This window comes from Microbispora sp. ATCC PTA-5024, from assembly GCF_000511135.2.
GTDB classification, from domain to species: Bacteria; Actinomycetota; Actinomycetes; order Streptosporangiales; family Streptosporangiaceae; genus Microbispora; species Microbispora corallina.
The window spans coordinates 1,409,070-1,424,585 of sequence record NZ_KI866523.1 but is presented as its reverse complement, the minus strand read 5'-3'; the positions used below and the strand labels follow the sequence as shown (position 1 = coordinate 1,424,585).

Sequence of the window (15,516 nt, the reverse complement as noted above, 5' to 3'; positions counted from 1 at the left end):
GCCGAGGGCGCCGCGACAGGGGCCGCGACGTCGGCCGCGGCGTCGCGCGGCCACGGGGTCGTCCTGGGCGCGACGGCGGCGGCGCTCCTGGCGGCGTCGATGGCCGCCGCCGGGCTGTGCGCGGGAGACGCGGCGGCCGGGTTCTTCCCGTTCGGCGCGGTCACGCGCAGCGTCAGCGACCTGGGCAACCAGTACGTCCCCTTCTACGCCTACCTCTGGGACGTCCTGCACGGCCACGCCCGCGGCGACCTGTTCGTCGACTGGGCCTCCGGCTTCGGCTCCAGCTACCTGCCCGACGTCTTCTACTACCTGACGAGCCCGTTCTCGATGCTGGTGGCGCTGTTCCCCCGGGCGCGGGTGGACCTGGCCGTCTACGTCATCACGGTAGCCAAGATCGCCACCGGAGCCGGGGCGATGGCCGTCCACCTGCGCCGGCTGCCCTTCCGCGGCAGCAGGAACACCGGCCTCGCCGCCGTGTTCGGCGCCGCGTACGGGCTGTGCGGCTGGGCCGTCACCGACGGCGCGTACAACCCGATGTGGCTCGACGGCCTGATCGCCTTCCCCCTGCTGTGCCTGGCCGTGGAGTGGGCGCTGGCCGGGCGCAGGCCGCTGCTCGCCCCGCTCTTCGTGGCGTACGCCTGGGGGTGCGACTTCTACACCGCCTGCTTCGCCACCATCGGGGCCGCCGTCGTGCTGCTCGTGCGCCTGTCCGCCGAGCCCGCGTCCGTCCGGGCGCGCGTCGCCGGCAGCGCCCGGGCGGCGCTGTACGGCGCGATCGGGCTGGGCCTGGCGGCCCCCGCGGTGCTGGTCGGCTACCTCGCGGCCCGCGACGCGTGGCCGGTCACACCGAGGCCGTTCACCGCGGTCGGGCCGGCGCCGCTGCTGGGACGGCTGCTGCCCGGGAGCTACCAGTACAACTCGCCGGCGCTGTTCGTCGGCACGTTCGCGCTGTTCGCGGCCCTCACGCTGCCGTTCAACCGGGCGCTGCCGGCGCGGGCGAGGGCGGCCTGGACGGCGGGGATCGGCCTGGTGCTCGCCTCGATGCTGTGGCAGCCGAGCGTACGGGTCTGGTACGCGTTCACCAGCCCGAACGGCAGCGCCTACCGTGAGGCGTTCGTGCTGTGCGGCCTGCTGGTGATCGCGGGCTTCACCTCGTTCTCGCGGGGCGTCCCCCGCCCGCTCGCGCTCGCCGCGGGCGGGGTCGCACTTGCCGCGGTGGTCTGGGGCGCCTCCCGCTGGACCCTGACGACCCCCGCGATGCTCGGGCGGGCCGGCGTGGCGGTCGCGGCGGGCGCGGCCCTGTACGGCCTGTTGCTCCTCGCCCGCCTCACCGCCCGCCTCACCGGCCGGCTCCTCCGGCGGCCGGGACGGGTGCGGCGGGTGGCGTCGGCCGCCCTGCTCACGCTGCTGGCGGGCGTCCAGACGGCCGAGGCCGCCGTGAACGTGGCGGACGTCGACACGAAGCGGGGAGCCCACCTCGGCTCCTACGCCGCCTGGGGTCCCTGGCACGACCGCCTCCGGGCGGCGGTCGCCGCCGCCGACGGCTGGCCGGCGTACCGCACCGACCCCGGCGAGGCCCGGATCACCGCCAACGACCCGCAGCTGGTCGGCGGGGAGGGCGCCGGCTACTACAGCAGCATGACGTCGACCGCGCTGATCGGCACGCTCTCCCATCTCGGGTTCGGCTGGATCTCGCGCGGGCGGGCGCCGAAGAGCCTCGACAACCCCGTCACCGACGCCGTGTTCGCGATCGGCGCCCGGGCCCGTTCCGTCGTGGCGGGCAGGTCGCAGTCGCGGGGCGGGAACACGGCCGCCGTCACGCTCACCCGGACGGCGGCCGCGCCGCTCGTGACCGTCCGGCGTCCGCCCTCGGCAGGATACGGCCCGTCGCCGTACCGCAACCAGGAGGCGCTGATCGGCGCCCGCGTCTACGACGTCCCCCGTCTCCGCTACGTGGACCAGTACGGCGCCGAGCTCCGCCCCGGCCGCGACGGCTCCCTGGCCACGTCGCCCGACCCCGTCCCCGGTCCGTCGTACCCGTACGTGGTGCGGGCGGAGTGCCGTCCCGGGGACGAGGTGTACCTGTACGCCCCCGACTACTCGGGAGGCGCCGTCCTCGCCGGGAACACGCGCGTCGCCTTCACCGGGGTGCCGGGGCACAGCCGGGCGCCGATGCAGCGGCTCGGGACGGTGCCCGCGACGGGCCGCCTCAAGATCAAGCTGCGGCCCCGCCTCGGCGGCCCCATCCCGCCCGGCGCGGTCGGCTGCCTCGACCCGGGCCGGCTCGCCCGGGCCGTCGAAGCCTTGCGTGCGGCCGGGACGACCGCCGTCCAGGTCTCCGGGCACTCGTTGCGGGCCACGCTGCCGTCGGGCGGCACGGGCCTCGCGGTGGTCGCGGCCCCCGCCATCCGCGGCTGGACGTGCGCCGCGGGGAACGCCGCGCCGCGGCCGGCCCAGGCGTTCCTCGGGCTGCTCGCCGTCCCGCTGGACGGCAAGTCGACGTCGGTGAGCTGCTCGTTCACGCCGCCGGGGCTGCGGACCGGCCTGGCCGTCGCGGCGGTGGCCCTCCTCGCGGCGCTCTCCTGCGCCTGGCGGTTTTCCGGACGACACAAACGGTGAAAGAAATACGCTCAAAAACGAATGCACGAATTATCGGAGATTCACTACGTCGACAGGCAGTGAGGGCGTTGTGAGCTTTATGCATTCCGCGGCGATTATCGCTCACCGCCAATTATGCTTCCCCCGGTTCGGCGGTGACCGGGGAGCGGGATGGGGCGGAAGAGAAACGAGCGGGAGCGGATCGACACGGGTCTGCGCTATCTGACCGAGGGACTCGCCCCCTTCGTCGACCGGCACATGACCGCCCGTCACGGCCCCGGCTGGCTCGCGGAGTGGAACCGCCGCGACAGCGAGAAGGCGGGCTACGCGAAGACGTCAACGCTGGCGGACCCCCAGTTCCTCCTCAAGATGATCCGCAACAGGCGCGACGTCTTCGGCTCGGCCCTGTCCGGCCTGCGTAACCCGTCGGACCTCGCCCAGGAGCTGCTCGACCTGCGCAATCTGATCAACCACGACTACCTGCAGACCACGTACGCCCCCGGCGAGGCGGCGCGGGCCCTGGAGAAGATGGCCGAGCTGCTCAGGGCGGCGGGGGCGGTCGACAAGGCCCAGCTCGTGCTGGACCAGGTGCCCGGCCGCCACACTCCCGCGCCGCGCCGCAAGGCCAAGGCGAGGAGGAGGCAGGCCCCGAAGCCCCCCGAGAGGCGGCGGCGGCGCTTCCCCGGCGTCCTGGCGCTGGCGGCCGCGGGCGCCGTGGCGATCACGGTCGGGCTGGTCGCCGCCAACCGTCCGGGGGCCGACTCGTTCGCCGACGTGAAGGTGGGCGCGCAGCTCGGCGACTACCCGGCCGTCACGCTCAGGGACGGCTACCACCTGTCGCTGCTCGACGAGCCGGCCACGCCGCGCCGCGGGCCGAGCGGGGGCGACCTCGCCTACAGCGGCGGCGTCCTCAGCGGGCGGGACACCCGCATCGTGCTGATCGGCCCGCGCCGGCCCGCCACGTACGCGACCTGCCGGGCCGCGGCGCGCCCGGTGCACACCAGGATCACCGCGAAGTACGTCGTGCCGGGCACCCGGTTCTGCGTGACCACCTCTCAAGGGGCGGTCGGTCTGGTCAGGCTGACCGGCGGTCACCGCGGCAGGAACGTCGTCCTCGCCCTGAAGGTGTGGAAGGGCCCACAGCCCGAGGCCTGACGCCTCCCGTCGCCCTGGGACATCGTCCGTACCCCCCCGTCGCCCCGGGACGCGGCCCGCATGTCGTCCCCGGCGCGTCCGGCGGGACGGGGGGTCAGGAGATCAGGGTCGCGCGGGCGCCGGCCGCGCGGACGGCGGCCGAGAGCGTCGCGATGTCGTAGGCGCCGTTGTGACGCCTGCCGTTGATGAAGAACGTCGGCGTGCCGGACACGCCGCTCAGGTCGGCGGAGTCGATGTCCTCGGCGATCCGGTCGGCGCCGAGGTGGCCCTCCAGGTCACGCTGGAAGCGCTCGACGTCGATGCCGATCTCCTCCGCGTACGTGATCAGGTGGGGGACGAGCAGCTCACCCTGGTGCTGGAGCAGGATGTCGTGCATCTCCCAGAACGCCCCCTGCTCCGCCGCCGCCTCCGCCGCCTCGGCGGCGAGCTGGGCCGACGGGTGCACGTCGTGCAGCGGCAGGTGCCGCCAGACGTACCGGACGTCGGCGAAGCCGGCGAGGAGCTCCCGGACGATGGGCTCGGCCTGCCCGCAGTAGGGGCACTCGAAGTCGCCGTACTCGACCACGGTCACGGGCGCGTCCCGCGGCCCGCGCAGATGGTCGCGCTCGGGGTCGACGGGGGCGGCGAGATCGACGATGCCCTCCGCGGTGCCGAGCAGCGCCCGCGCCTTCACCTTCGGCGGGAGCCTGAAGGTGGCCCGCGAGAGCGCCCAGGTGAGCAGCGACGCGCACAGCGCGGCGGCGAGGATGCCGAACTTGGCCTCCTCGAGCTGCGGCCCCCTGAAGGCGAGGGTGGCGATCAGCAGCGACACCGTGAACCCGATGCCCGCGATGGTGCCGCCGCCCGCGACGGCCGCCCAGCCGACCGGCGGCCGCACCCGCCCCCGGCTGAGCCGCGTGACGAGCCAGGTGAACCCGACGATCCCGACGGGCTTGCCCACGACGTAGGCGATCATGATGCCCAGGGTGATCGGCGAGGTGAACGCCCGGCCGAGGAAGTCGCCGCTGATCGCGATCCCCGCGTTGGCCAGCGCGAACAGCGGGACGATCAGATAGCTCGTCCACGGGTGGTAGAGCTGCAGCAGACGGTGGTTCGGCGAGATCGCCTGGGCGAGCCCGGCGTTGACCGTGCGCGCGAGCTCCGCCGTCGGCTGCTCGCGGAAGAGCCGGAACAGGTCCGACGCCCGTTCCAGGTCGCCGCGGCTCGCGGGCCTGGCATACGTGACCAGGCCCACGGCCAGCCCGACGACCACCGGCTCGACGCCCGAGGCCAGCAGCGCGACCCACGTCGCGATCCCCAACGCCGCGTACACGAGCCCCCGCCGTACGCCGGCGGCCTTGACCCCCAGCATCAGCGCGAAGATCCCGACTGCGGTGATCAGGGGACCCGCCTCGACGTGCTCGCTGTAGAAGACCGCGATGACGGCGAGCGCGACCAGGTCGTCCACGACCGTGACGGTCAGCATGTACGTGTGTGCCCGGGACGGGAACCGGGACGCCACCAGGGCCAGCATGCCGAGCGCGAACGCCGTGTCGGTCGACATCGCGGCGCCCCACCCGTGGAGGGACGGCCTGCCCGCGTTGACCAGCAGGTAGACGGCGACGGGCACGACCATCCCGCCGACGCCGGCCAGGACGGGCAGCAGGAGGCGCCGCCGTTCGCGCAGCTCACCCATGTCGAACTCGCGCCTGGCCTCCATCCCCACGACGAGGAAGAACAACGTCATCAAACCCGTGTTCACCCAGTGGCGCAGGTCCTGGGAGATGCCCGCGCCGCCCACGCGGACCGACAGCGACGTGCCCCACAGGGCCTCGTACGAGCGGGCGTCGACGTTGGCCCAGATCAGCGCGGCCACGGTCGCGGCGAGCAGGATCGCGGCGCTGCCGGTCTCGGTGCGCAGGAACTCGCGCAGCGGCGTGTCGAGGCGCCGTGCCCAGGCGGTCCGGCCGGAGAACGTGGGTTGCGTCACCTCACACCTGACATCCGTCCGCCCTCTCGCATTCCCGTCCGCCCGGCGCGTCCCCGGATCGTTCGCCGGAGTTCGCCACGGGCGGAGGGCGGGACCGTTCCGCCGGACGGCGCGCGCCCCTAGCGTGGGGCCGCGACGATCCCGACGAGGGGGGCTGAGGAGCATGCGGCAGAACGAGGCGATCAGAGGCGCGGCCGCGGGCGTGCCGTTCACGGCGCTGCCTCCGGCGGTCCCGGTCGCGGAGCCCGCGCCGCTGGTCGTGACGTGGCACATGATGGACGCGCCGTGCACCGACGCCGCGTTCGCCGCCGCGCTGCCGCTGGCCCGGGTCCCGGCCTGGCGGGTGCATCTCGGCATGCCGTGGTGCGGCGACCGCGCGTGGGACGGCGGGCGCGAGGAGGCCTTCCTGGACCCGATGATGCGGTACGCGGACCCGGTGGTCCGGCAGGCCGTGGAGGAGTTTCCGGCGGCCCTGGCCGAGCTGAGGGAACGGCTGCCGCTCGACGACGGCCCCATCGGCGTCGTCGGGGGCTCGCTGGGCGGGGCGGTCGCCCTGTCCGTCCTGGCCGGGGGCGAGGTGCCGGTGGCCGCGGCGGCGCTGGTGAACGCGGCCGTCCGCGCGCGCTCGGTCGTCGCGGTCATCGAGGGCTCAGGCCGCGAGCCGTACGCGTGGGACGAGGAGTCCCGGGCCGCGGCCGACCGGCTCGACTTCGTGGCCCTCGCCGGCCGGATCGCGGCCCGCGTGCCGCAGCCGCCCGTGCTCGTCGTGAGCGGCGAGCTGGACTTCCCGCTCTTCCGCGCCGACGCGGCCGACCTGGTTGAGGCGCTGCGGCGACGATACGCCGACCCGGACCACGTCCGGCGGGAGGAGATCCCCGGCCTCGACCACCCGCTGGCCGAGCGGCCCGGCGTCGAGCCCGCACCCCAGCTGCCCACGGCGGCCGCGGTGGACCGGGCGGTCGGCGCATGGTTCCTCGCCCACCTCCGCTGACCGAGACGAGCGCGCCCGGTTCGTTCACGACCGTCGCGCCGGCGTGCTCCCCGGCCTCCCACAGCCGGAACGCGACCCCGCCCGGGTCGGCGTCGACGGCCGGGGGCCGATCCCGCCCGCCGGGCGCGATGTCGCTGCTACGGTGTGCGGCCATGCTGCCTCCCGAAGTCGCCGGAGCCGCCCGGCGGTACCTGTCCGTGACCGATCGGCTGCTCCCCGGACGGATCCGCGGCTACTACGTCGTCGGGTCCACGGCGCTCGGCGCCTACCGGCCCGGCCGCAGCGACATCGACTTCGTGGCCGTCGTCGACGGCCGGCTCGACGACCGGGAGCTGCGCCGCCTGCGCGTGGTGCAGGTGGCCGCCAACCTTCCCTCGGTCGTCTCCTCCGTCGCGCATCTGCGGCTGACGCTTCCGGGGACGGTCAACGGCGTGTTCGTCTCGGACGCCGACCTCGCGACGCCGGTGACGATGATCCGCCCGCTGGCCTCCCACGTCGGCTCGTCGTTCCAGCGCGGTGCGGGCTTCGACGTCAACCCCGTGAACTGGAAGGTCCTGCGCGAGCGCGGGATCCCCGTCCGCGGGCCCTCCCCCGGCGACCTGGCCCTCGACCCCGAACCGGGACGTCTGCGCGACTGGAACCGGGACAACCTGCGCCGCTACTGGCTTCCCTGGGCCGAACGGACCCTGCGCAGGCCGGACCGGTTCGGCCTCCGGGGCCGGGCGTCGACGGCCTGGGGCGTCCTCGGCCCGCCGCGGCTCCACCACACCATCGCCACGGGCGGCGTCGTGTCCAAGGAGGAGGCCGGCGCGTACGCCCTCGACGTGTTCGGGCCCGAGTGGCATCCGCTCATCCGCGAGGCCCTGGCCTTCCGGCGCGGCGAGCCGGCCGATCCCGCCTTCTCCGACCCTGACCTGCGGCGAAGGCGTACCGCCGAATTCGCCCTCGCTGTCGTCGCCGACGCCGCCCGTCTCTGATCGTGATGTTGACCAGATAGTTGCAGCGCGGAACACCGCCCGCTATGTTGCTTGACGCAGCAACTACTTCTACGGAAAGCGGTGACCCATGACCAGAATCGGCATCATCCTCGGCAGCACCCGTCCCGGCCGCAACGGCGAGGCCGTCGCACGCTGGGTCTACGAGCACGCCTCACGGCGCACCGACGCCGAGTTCGAGCTGGTCGACCTGCTCGACTACAAGCTCCCCCACCTCGACGAGGCGATCCCGCCGTCCCTCGGCCAGTACTCCCAGCCGCACACCCACCAGTGGGCGCAGAAGATCGCGTCGTTCGACGGCTTCATCATGGTGACCCCCGAGTACAACCACTCCACGTCCGGCGCCCTGAAGAACGCCATCGACTTCCTGTACGCCGAGTGGAACAACAAGGCCGTCGGGTTCGTCAGCTACGGCTCGGTCGGCGGCGCCCGGGCCGTCGAGCACCTGCGCCTGATCGCGGGTGAGCTGCAGCTGGCCGACGTGCGGGCCCAGGTGGCGCTGTCGATGTTCCACGACTTCGAGAACTTCAGCGTCTTCAAGCCCGGCGACTTCCAGCGCGACGCGCTCACGGCCGTGTTCGACCAGGTCGTCGCCTGGAGCAAGGCGCTGGCCCCGCTGCGCGCGGTCTGATCCGTCTCTCGCGCGCGGGCGCTTCAGTGGCGGCAGCCGCCGCCTCCCACCTGATGAAGCGCCTGCGCGAGGCGGGCCAGGTCCATCCCCTCCAGGTGGTCCAGCAGGTATCGCCGCATCCCGTCCAGATGCGTCGGCCATGCCCCCTTCAGGCGCTCGAGGCCGGCGTCGGTGAGGACGGCGTTCCACCCGCGGGCGTCCTCACCGCATCGGACCCGCTCGACCAGCCCCGACGCCTCCAGGCGGGTGACGACGCGGGTCATCCCGCTCAGCGACAGCTCGCAGGCGGCCGCGAGCTCGCTCATCCGCATGAGACGCCCGGGCGCCTCCGACAGGTGCATCAGCGTGAGGTACTCGGACAGCGTGATGTGCTGCTCGCGCACCAGGTCGGCGTCCAGGTTGCGGGGCAGTACGAAGATCACCCGGGCCAGGGAGCGGACGAGCGCCTCCTCGTCCGCGGTCAACGGTCGCGGGGGGCGTTCCGTCTCATCGGCCATGACCACAATTGTAGTTGTTGCGGCAAGCAACACCTAGAACCGCAGCGACCTGACCCAGCGGCTGCAGTCGGTCTGCCGGCCGTACCCGGCCGCCGTCCACGCCTGGTGGGCGAGCACGTTCGCGTCGAGGACCATCGCGTCGGAGCGGACGGCGCCGAACCGCGCGAAGCGGGCCTCGGCGGCGTCGATCAGAGCCCGGGCCACACCCCTGCGCCGGTGGCCGGGATGGACGGCGAGTCGGTACAGGTGGGCCCGCCAGCCGTCCCAGCCCGCGATGAGGGTGCCGACCAGCCGCCCGTCGATCTCCGCCACCATCAGCGCCTCGGGGTCGCGCTCCATCAGCCTGCGCACGCCCTCGGCCGAATCGTGCCGGTCCGTATTCTCGGCCGCCAGGAGCCAGAACTCCAGCACCGCCTCGATCTCGTCCAGGCGCCCCGCCCGGATCCGCACCCCGGTGTCGCTCACAGCCGGCGACGCTACCAACGGCCCCCGGCGATCCGCGACCGATTTGCCGGTGCGTTGTGGTGGACCGGCTTGTGCGACGGTGACGCGAGCATTGAGGAGTCCGCTGATGGCCTTCCTGTCCATCCACACCATGACCGGCGACCCGGACGACCTGCTGGACCGCAAGCGGCGGCACATGGATCCGGTGGTCGAGCGCCTGGCCCCTCGCCACGGCGCGATCCTGTCCGTCACCAGCACCACGGACGACGGCATCGTCACGGTCAACCTGTGGGAGAGCGCGGAGGGCGCGGCCGCGTTCAGCGGGGAGCCGGAGGCCCTCGACGCGCAGAAGGAGTCGGGCCTCCCCGTGCCGGCGACCTTCCAGCGCTTCACCGACGCGACCGTCACTTGGTACCAAGCACGCTGAGACTCCCGCTCACAGCTTGTCGAGCACGGCCACGTCGTCCGGGTCGAGGACGACGGCGGCCACGGCCACGTTCTCCCGGAGGTGGGCGAGGGAGGAGGTGCCGGGCGTCCAGGCTCTGCTCTCGTCGCGGACGACCCCCACCTTCGTGGCGACGACGAGATCGTCCGGGTACGGATGCAGGGCCTCGCGGATCAGGTCGTTGGCCACGTGGGGACCGTAGAAGTCCGCGGTGTCGATGTGCATCACGCCCAGCTCGACCGCTTCGCGCAGGACGGCGAGCGCCGCGTCACGGTCCGGCGGCGGCCCCCAGACACCGGGGCCGGACAGGTGCATCGCACCGTACCCGAGCCGCCGGACCACCAGGTCGTCCGCGAGTCGCAGGCTCTCGCCGATGGGAGGGGTCATTCACGGCCTCCTCGTGCCGGTGACGGCTGGTCCGGGCGTGAGGAGAGACGCGCCTGGATGGACGCGGTGAGCACGCGGCCCTCCGCGTCCCGGTCGAGCTTGCGCCGCCGGACCAGGTCGTGGACGCCCTGACGCGTGATGCCGAGCATCGCCGCGGCGACCGATACCGGCACCGCGGGGGCGGCCGGGTGACCGGCGCGCCGGGCGACGGCCCTGCCCAGGGGCGTCCCCCACCACTCGGCGGGCGGGTCGAACGGCCCGTCGCCGGGGTAGAGCACGCTCACCAGGCGGATCGCCAGGTACGCGGCCGCGCGGTCGTCCTCGCCGAGCAGCACGTCCGCCCACTCACGACTCTTGTCCGCCAGGCGTTCGCGCAGCCGCTCGCCCTCGTTCCCCTCGAAGAGGATGTCCAGGGGATCGAGGACCCTGCCGCCGACGAGCCGCCGCAGGTCTTCGGCCAGAGCACGCCGGTCGTCCGTCACGCGAATCTCCTCTACTTGACGTTCACTATCAAGCACTTGTCGCTTTGCGTCAAGTAGCGCCGCGGGCGGAACGGCCGGGGGGTCAGGGGCCCGTCAGGCGGCGCTCCCCCTTCGTGGTGATCACGTAGACCTGCCAGTTGTAGTAGGCGTAGTAGTTCCTGATGTCCCGCTTCATCTGGCCGGCGTGCCGCAGCACCGCGTCGACGTACGCCTGCGAGTGGTTGTAGGCGTACAGCGCCCGCCGGTAGTCGCGCGGCGCGCCCGACGCGTGGAGGTAGTTGGCCGCGGCGAGCAGGGCGTCCCGCGTGTCCTCGACGTCGCCGCCCATGCCGTAGGCCCGCCAGGTGCCCGGCATGAACTGCATCGGCCCCTTGGCTCCCGTGTAGCTCGGCGACCGGACCCGGCCGAACTTCGTCTCGACGAACATCACCGCCGCCAGCACCTCCCACTCGACGCCGAACCGGCGCTCGGCGCGCCGGAAGTCGGCGAGCAGGACGTCGGCGGGCTCGGGCGCCTCGACCCGCATCGTGACCGGCCCGCTGACGGGCCGGGCGAGGGAGATCAGCCCGCGGATCGCCGTGACGTCGTCCCGCGCCTTCCCGGCCAGGTCCTTCGGCAGCCTGGCGTACGTCCGCGACGCGATCGCGGGGTTGCGGGCGAGATAGCGGTAGGCGCGCTGCTCGTGCAGGGCCAGCAGGACCACCGGCTCGGGGGCCTCTCCCCTGGCGGGGTTCCCGGCGCGCCTCCAGTCGTCGATCTCCCGCCGGAGCCGGGCGTCGGTGTCCTCGATGTCGTCCGCGAGCCGTGCCGGGTCCGCGGGGATCGCCGCGTCCGGCGCCGGCGCCTTCTCTCCGGGGAACGGCTGCCGCGTGCCCGGCACCGCCGCCGGCGTGGCGGTGTCCGGCGCGTTGGTGCCCGGCGCCGCGGTGTCCGGCGCCGCGCTGTCCGGCGGGCCCGCGCAGCCGGTGACCGACAGGGCGAGCGCGGCCACCAGCGCGGCGCCCCGCCTCCCGGGAGTCGCCCGGCCCCTCGGCCCGGCGTGGAGATCCTTCATCGACCCCAACGTATGCCCCCCGCCGCCCGCCCACGCCCCGTTCACCCAAGGACCGCGCGCCGAGAGGAGCGGCGTACGGCGGCCAGGACGCACAGGGCGGCGGCCCACCACCAACGTGATCTCCACGACACGAGCCGACACCGTACCCGGCGGTCTACTGGGCCAGGAACTCGCCGGTGGAGGCGCGGAGCGCGGACACGAACGCGGCGACGGCGGGATGGGCGGCGGCGCCCCGCCGGTAGGCGACGCGGGTCCGCCGCCGGGTGGGCAGCGGGACGAGGCGGACGCCGGCGGGCGGCTCCGCGGCGGCCAGCTGGGGGACGAGCGACACACCCTGACCGGCGGCGACCAGGGCGAGGACGGTGGCGAAGTCGTCGGCGTGGTGCCGCGCCCGGGGCGTGTAACCGGCGGCCCGGCAGACCTGGAGCATGACGTCGTGACACAGGGTGCCGGGACTGGCCATGATCCACCCGGCGTCCCGCACGCGAACCAGCGGGTCGCCGTCCCCGCCCGTGGCGGCACCGGCGGAAGCGGCCGCCGACGCACCCGGCTCGGCGGGCGGCACGGCCGCCGGCAGGGCGAGGAAGACGGTCTCGTCCAGCAGCGGTGCGGTGTCCAGCGCCGGATCCGGGTCGACAGGCACCACGTCGTAGTCGTGGAGCAGCCCGACGTCGAGCCGCCGCTCCCGCAGGGCGGCCGGCACCGCCACCGGGTCAAGCTCGGTCACCATCAGTTCCAGCCCGGGATGCCGCCGTCCCAGCTCCACCAGCGCCACGGGCAGGAGCGTGCGCACCGCGGTCGGGAAGGCGCCGATGCGCAGCGGCCCGGTCAGCCCGGTGGACATCGCGGCGAGTGCGGCCGACGTCCGCTCAAGGGCGGCGAGCACCGTCTCGGCGTGCTCGACGAGGAGCCGGCCGGCCGGGGTGAAGGCCACCCGCCGCCCGGTTCGTTCGAGCAGCGCGACGCCCGCCTCCCGTTCGAGCAGGGACAGCTGCTGGGAGACCGCCGACGGCGTGTAGGTGTGCGCCTTCGCGACCGCGGCGATCGTGCCGAGATGCGACAGGTCGCACAGCAGCCGGAGACGGCGCACGTCGAGCATCAGAACAGCTTACGGTTCTGTTCAGGAACGTGAAATGGACCTAACCGGTCGTGCTGCCCGACGCTGGGCCCATGATGCTCACCGGTCTGTACGTGCCCCTGGTCACCCCGTTCGACGACAAGGGAGAGGTCGCCCTCACCGCGCTGGAGGCGCTGGCCCACGACGTGCTCGACGGCGGGGCGGCGGGCCTCGTCGCCCTCGGCACCACGGCGGAACCCTCGTCGCTCAGCTCCGGGGAACGGCGGGCCGTCGTCGACGTGGTCGCCGGAGTGTGCCGTACGCGCTCGGCCCGGCTGCTGGTCGGCGCCGCGACGGCGGAGGCGCTGGCCGCTTTGCGCGGCCGTCCCGAGGTGACCGCCGCCCTCACGCTCGTGCCGCCGTTCGTGCGGCCCGGCGAGGACGGCGTGATCGCGTATCTCACGTCGCTCGCCGCGGTCAGCCCGGTGCCCCTCGTGGTCTACCACGTCCCGTACCGGACCGGGCAGCGCCTGTCGCCCGGCGCCGTCCTGCGGCTGGCCGCCCTGCCCGGCGTCGCCGGGATGAAGTACGCCGTCGGGGGCATCGACGCGGACACCGTCGCGCTCCTCGCCGACCTGCCGCCCGGCTTCGCGCTGCTGGGCGGCGACGACGTGGTCGTCTCGCCCCTGCTGGCGCTCGGCGCGCACGGCGGCGTCCTCGCCTCGGCACACCTGCGCACCGCGGAGTTCGCCGAACTCATCGACGCGTGGCGCGCGGGCGACGCCGTACGCGCCCGGCCGCTCGGCCACCGCCTCGCCGCCCTGTCGGCCGCGCTCTTCGCCGAGCCCAACCCTGCCGTCGTCAAGGCCGTCCTGCACGCGCAGGGGCGCATCCCGACCCCCGCCGTACGGCTGCCGCTCCTGCCCGCCAGTCCCGGCGCGCTGCGGTCGGCGCTCCGGCATGCCGGCCACGACGTCGAGCCGGTGGCGGCCGGGAGGGCGTGAGGCTACGCCCCGTCAGGGTACTGATGGTGCCCTGTGTGGCCGGCCCCGACATGGGCGTTCCCGGGCGATAGGGTACGGCTGGTACGTACCTGGGGAGGGCGACATGGCCGACGCGGCGAGTCCGGGGCCGGCCAGGCGCCGGGGGGCCGCGCTGGAGCAGGCGATCCTCCGCGCGGCGGCCGACGAGCTCGCCGAGTCCGGCTACGCGGGGCTGACGATGGACCGGGTGGCGAGGCGGGCGGGCACCAACAAGAACGCCATCTACCGGCGCTGGCCCAACCGCGCGGCACTCGGCGTCGCCGCCTACCGGCAACTGGTCGAGGCGGAGTCGGAGCCGCCCGACACCGGCGACCTGCGCGGCGACGTGCTTGAGCTGCTGCGCCGCGCCAACCGCACCTGGTCATCGCCGTACGGCGAGATCCTGCGCGCCCTGCTGGCCGGGGCCGCCGACGATCCCGAACTGCTGGCCCAGGTGCAGGAGAGCTCCCGGGACGGCGGCAGCGGCATGTGGCTGAAGCTGCTGGGACGGGCCGTGGCCCGGGGCGAGGCGTCGCCGGACGCCCTGCATCCGCGCGTCGCCACCGCGGCCATCGCGCTGCTGCGCAACGAGTACCTCACCCGCGGGGTCCCGACCGCGCCCGACGGCGTCATCGTCGAGATCGTCGACGAGGTGTACCTCCCCCTCATCCGCGGCCGCGCCCGCCCATAGCCGCCCCCGACTCGCCCGTCCCTGCCACCTCGGGATTCAGAGCCGTTCCGGCAGGAGAAAGAGGGCGGCGGTGTGCCGCGGCCGGACGACCGTGAAGTGACGGCGATCGAGGGTGGCCACTTAGGAGATGCCCAGGCGTTCGGCGACGGCGAGCACGGAGGCGTCCACCGCACCGAGGGGCAGACTCGCATACGCCTCCACCAGGCTGCTCATACGCTGCAGATCACGCTCCGTGAGGTCGACCAGGGTCAGGCCCGATCCGAAGGAGCGGAGAAACGCGGCCTCGGCCTTGCTTCCTTGCCGCTTCTCGACAAGCCGGCACACCTCGGTGACCACGGTCGCCGGGACGAGCAGCGGCCCCGGATGGGACCGGAGAAGCCGGGCACAGGCCTCGTGGTGGCGGTCCCGGATGTTGACGGCCGCGACCAACGGACCCGAGTCGATGACGATCACAAAGGGTGATCGTCCTCCGCGCGGAGGATCTCCTCCGAACGTTCCGCGAAATCCGGCTCCGCTTCGAGCAAGCCGATGAACGGCAGATCACGCACCACAGGCTGCTCGTCGAGCTGATCCCGGACAAGCCGGAGCAGAGGTCCGACCTTCTCCTCCGGCAGTCGATCCACCAGGTGGTGGAGTTCGTCGCGCATCACGCTCATGTCTCGAGTGTAAGCAGTGGAGCCCTGCCGGACAGCTGGATGTACTGCGGGGAGGACAGGGAGCTCTCGTCGCGCCGCCGCACGCGTACAGGCCGTCCCGGGGAGCCGTCCGACGCGCGTAGTACGAAACCTCGACGGTTCGCGTTCCAACAATCTCTGCCATAACCAAGCGCAACCGAACGTACGCACAGGTCTGAAACATTCATACCAGGCGACGGCCGACATGCGCGTTTCTGCTGCACGCCAGTTCAGCAATGTTCACACATCATCTTTCCCGCCTGACCATGTCTTGACAGGCCCCAACTGCTCTGACATTTTCAAACGGCTTCCAACAGAAAGCGTGACGGACGGTATCGAGCGGAGCGTGCCGGGGCCAACCGCCCCGAATTCAGCAGGGCCGGTGAACCGCCCGTCACTCATCCCCCCACACGGACACCCCCGG

The 15,516-nt window shown here is 73.5% G+C and carries 16 protein-coding genes and 1 pseudogene; 8 read left to right on the top strand and 9 right to left on the bottom strand.

Annotated elements, in window-relative coordinates:
* Positions 1-2,619, top strand: a 2,619-nt coding sequence (locus tag MPTA5024_RS19125; protein ID WP_198167228.1) for a YfhO family protein, incomplete at its 5' end; no start/stop codon positions are given.
* Positions 2,620-2,769: 150 nt separating this feature from the next.
* Positions 2,770-3,753: a Swt1 family HEPN domain-containing protein gene (locus tag MPTA5024_RS19120; RefSeq protein ID WP_036325380.1), complete on the top strand. Its 984-nt coding sequence runs from the start codon at positions 2,770-2,772 to the stop codon at positions 3,751-3,753.
* Between the two features lie 94 nt (positions 3,754-3,847).
* Here the strand turns inward: MPTA5024_RS19120 and nhaA are convergent, their stop codons facing one another.
* Positions 3,848-5,722: a Na+/H+ antiporter NhaA gene (gene nhaA, locus MPTA5024_RS19115; RefSeq protein ID WP_036325379.1), complete on the bottom strand. Its 1,875-nt coding sequence runs from the start codon at positions 5,720-5,722 to the stop codon at positions 3,848-3,850.
* Positions 5,723-5,885: 163 nt separating this feature from the next.
* On the opposite strand from nhaA, the gene MPTA5024_RS19110 reads away from it, so the two are divergent.
* The 3 genes from MPTA5024_RS19110 to MPTA5024_RS19100 all read left to right on the top strand — a co-directional run bounded on the left by MPTA5024_RS19110 (position 5,886) and on the right by MPTA5024_RS19100 (position 8,339).
* Positions 5,886-6,713, top strand: coding sequence for an alpha/beta hydrolase family protein (locus MPTA5024_RS19110; protein WP_036325378.1), 828 nt, complete (start codon positions 5,886-5,888; stop codon positions 6,711-6,713).
* Between the two features lie 152 nt (positions 6,714-6,865).
* A complete protein-coding gene (locus MPTA5024_RS19105; RefSeq protein WP_036325377.1) occupies positions 6,866-7,690 on the top strand; it encodes a nucleotidyltransferase domain-containing protein in 825 nt (274 codons plus the stop codon).
* An 88-nt stretch (positions 7,691-7,778) separates the two neighbouring features.
* Positions 7,779-8,339 carry an NADPH-dependent FMN reductase gene (locus MPTA5024_RS19100; RefSeq protein ID WP_036325376.1) on the top strand — a complete coding sequence of 187 codons (561 nt, stop codon included), beginning with the start codon at positions 7,779-7,781 and terminating at the stop codon, positions 8,337-8,339.
* Between the two features lie 23 nt (positions 8,340-8,362).
* Here MPTA5024_RS19100 and MPTA5024_RS19095 read toward each other — a convergent pair whose 3' ends face one another.
* Both MPTA5024_RS19095 and MPTA5024_RS19090 read right to left on the bottom strand, forming a co-directional pair.
* A complete protein-coding gene (locus MPTA5024_RS19095; protein WP_036325374.1) occupies positions 8,363-8,836 on the bottom strand; it encodes a MarR family winged helix-turn-helix transcriptional regulator in 474 nt (157 codons plus the stop codon).
* A gap of 33 nt (positions 8,837-8,869) precedes the next feature.
* Positions 8,870-9,301 (bottom strand): GNAT family N-acetyltransferase, encoded by a 432-nt coding sequence (locus tag MPTA5024_RS19090; RefSeq protein ID WP_036325371.1) that lies wholly within the window; start codon positions 9,299-9,301, stop codon positions 8,870-8,872.
* Positions 9,302-9,407: 106 nt separating this feature from the next.
* On the opposite strand from MPTA5024_RS19090, the gene MPTA5024_RS19085 reads away from it, so the two are divergent.
* Positions 9,408-9,707 (top strand): hypothetical protein, encoded by a 300-nt coding sequence (locus tag MPTA5024_RS19085; RefSeq protein WP_036325369.1) that lies wholly within the window; start codon positions 9,408-9,410, stop codon positions 9,705-9,707.
* Positions 9,708-9,809: 102 nt separating this feature from the next.
* Here MPTA5024_RS19085 and MPTA5024_RS19080 read toward each other — a convergent pair.
* The 4 genes and pseudogenes from MPTA5024_RS19080 to MPTA5024_RS19065 all read right to left on the bottom strand — a co-directional run.
* Positions 9,810-10,112: pseudogene (locus MPTA5024_RS19080) on the bottom strand (aldo/keto reductase); the annotation flags it as partial.
* On the bottom strand, positions 10,109-10,594 hold the full coding sequence (locus tag MPTA5024_RS19075) for a hypothetical protein (RefSeq protein ID WP_036325367.1): 486 nt from the start codon (positions 10,592-10,594) through the stop codon (positions 10,109-10,111). The pseudogene MPTA5024_RS19080 and the gene MPTA5024_RS19075, both read right to left, overlap by 4 nt.
* A gap of 82 nt (positions 10,595-10,676) precedes the next feature.
* Positions 10,677-11,648, bottom strand: coding sequence for a lytic transglycosylase domain-containing protein (locus tag MPTA5024_RS19070; RefSeq protein WP_157099549.1), 972 nt, complete (start codon positions 11,646-11,648; stop codon positions 10,677-10,679).
* 154 nt (positions 11,649-11,802) lie between these two features.
* Complete coding sequence (locus tag MPTA5024_RS19065) at positions 11,803-12,747, bottom strand: LysR family transcriptional regulator (protein ID WP_036325365.1); 945 nt, start codon at positions 12,745-12,747, stop codon at positions 11,803-11,805.
* A 71-nt stretch (positions 12,748-12,818) separates the two neighbouring features.
* On the opposite strand from MPTA5024_RS19065, the gene MPTA5024_RS19060 reads away from it, so the two are divergent.
* Together MPTA5024_RS19060 and MPTA5024_RS19055 are read left to right on the top strand one after the other, a co-directional pair.
* Positions 12,819-13,709: a dihydrodipicolinate synthase family protein gene (locus MPTA5024_RS19060; protein WP_051458341.1), complete on the top strand. Its 891-nt coding sequence runs from the start codon at positions 12,819-12,821 to the stop codon at positions 13,707-13,709.
* 103 nt (positions 13,710-13,812) lie between these two features.
* Positions 13,813-14,418: a TetR/AcrR family transcriptional regulator gene (locus MPTA5024_RS19055; protein ID WP_036325363.1), complete on the top strand. Its 606-nt coding sequence runs from the start codon at positions 13,813-13,815 to the stop codon at positions 14,416-14,418.
* 120 nt (positions 14,419-14,538) lie between these two features.
* On the opposite strand, the gene MPTA5024_RS19050 is transcribed toward MPTA5024_RS19055, so the two are convergent.
* Positions 14,539-14,871 carry a type II toxin-antitoxin system VapC family toxin gene (locus MPTA5024_RS19050; protein WP_084369795.1) on the bottom strand — a complete coding sequence of 111 codons (333 nt, stop codon included), beginning with the start codon at positions 14,869-14,871 and terminating at the stop codon, positions 14,539-14,541.
* Positions 14,868-15,074: a hypothetical protein gene (locus tag MPTA5024_RS19045; RefSeq protein WP_036325361.1), complete on the bottom strand. Its 207-nt coding sequence runs from the start codon at positions 15,072-15,074 to the stop codon at positions 14,868-14,870. Before MPTA5024_RS19045 ends, MPTA5024_RS19050 begins: the two co-directional genes overlap by 4 nt.
* Positions 15,075-15,516 lie beyond the last annotated feature (442 nt).

Bases quoted from the DNA above. Each gene is read 5' to 3' on its own strand.
- MPTA5024_RS19120 (WP_036325380.1), top strand. From the start codon at position 2,770: ATGGGGCGGAAGAGAAACGAGCGGGAGCGGATCGACACGGGTCTGCGC.
- MPTA5024_RS19110 (WP_036325378.1), top strand. From the start codon at position 5,886: ATGCGGCAGAACGAGGCGATCAGAGGCGCGGCCGCGGGCGTGCCGTTC.
- MPTA5024_RS19105 (WP_036325377.1), top strand. From the start codon at position 6,866: ATGCTGCCTCCCGAAGTCGCCGGAGCCGCCCGGCGGTACCTGTCCGTG.
- MPTA5024_RS19100 (WP_036325376.1), top strand. From the start codon at position 7,779: ATGACCAGAATCGGCATCATCCTCGGCAGCACCCGTCCCGGCCGCAAC.
- MPTA5024_RS19095 (WP_036325374.1), bottom strand. From the start codon at position 8,836: ATGGCCGATGAGACGGAACGCCCCCCGCGACCGTTGACCGCGGACGAG.
- MPTA5024_RS19085 (WP_036325369.1), top strand. From the start codon at position 9,408: ATGGCCTTCCTGTCCATCCACACCATGACCGGCGACCCGGACGACCTG.
- MPTA5024_RS19070 (WP_157099549.1), bottom strand. From the start codon at position 11,648: ATGAAGGATCTCCACGCCGGGCCGAGGGGCCGGGCGACTCCCGGGAGG.
- MPTA5024_RS19065 (WP_036325365.1), bottom strand. From the start codon at position 12,747: ATGCTCGACGTGCGCCGTCTCCGGCTGCTGTGCGACCTGTCGCATCTC.
- MPTA5024_RS19060 (WP_051458341.1), top strand. From the start codon at position 12,819: ATGATGCTCACCGGTCTGTACGTGCCCCTGGTCACCCCGTTCGACGAC.
- MPTA5024_RS19055 (WP_036325363.1), top strand. From the start codon at position 13,813: ATGGCCGACGCGGCGAGTCCGGGGCCGGCCAGGCGCCGGGGGGCCGCG.
- MPTA5024_RS19045 (WP_036325361.1), bottom strand. From the start codon at position 15,074: ATGAGCGTGATGCGCGACGAACTCCACCACCTGGTGGATCGACTGCCG.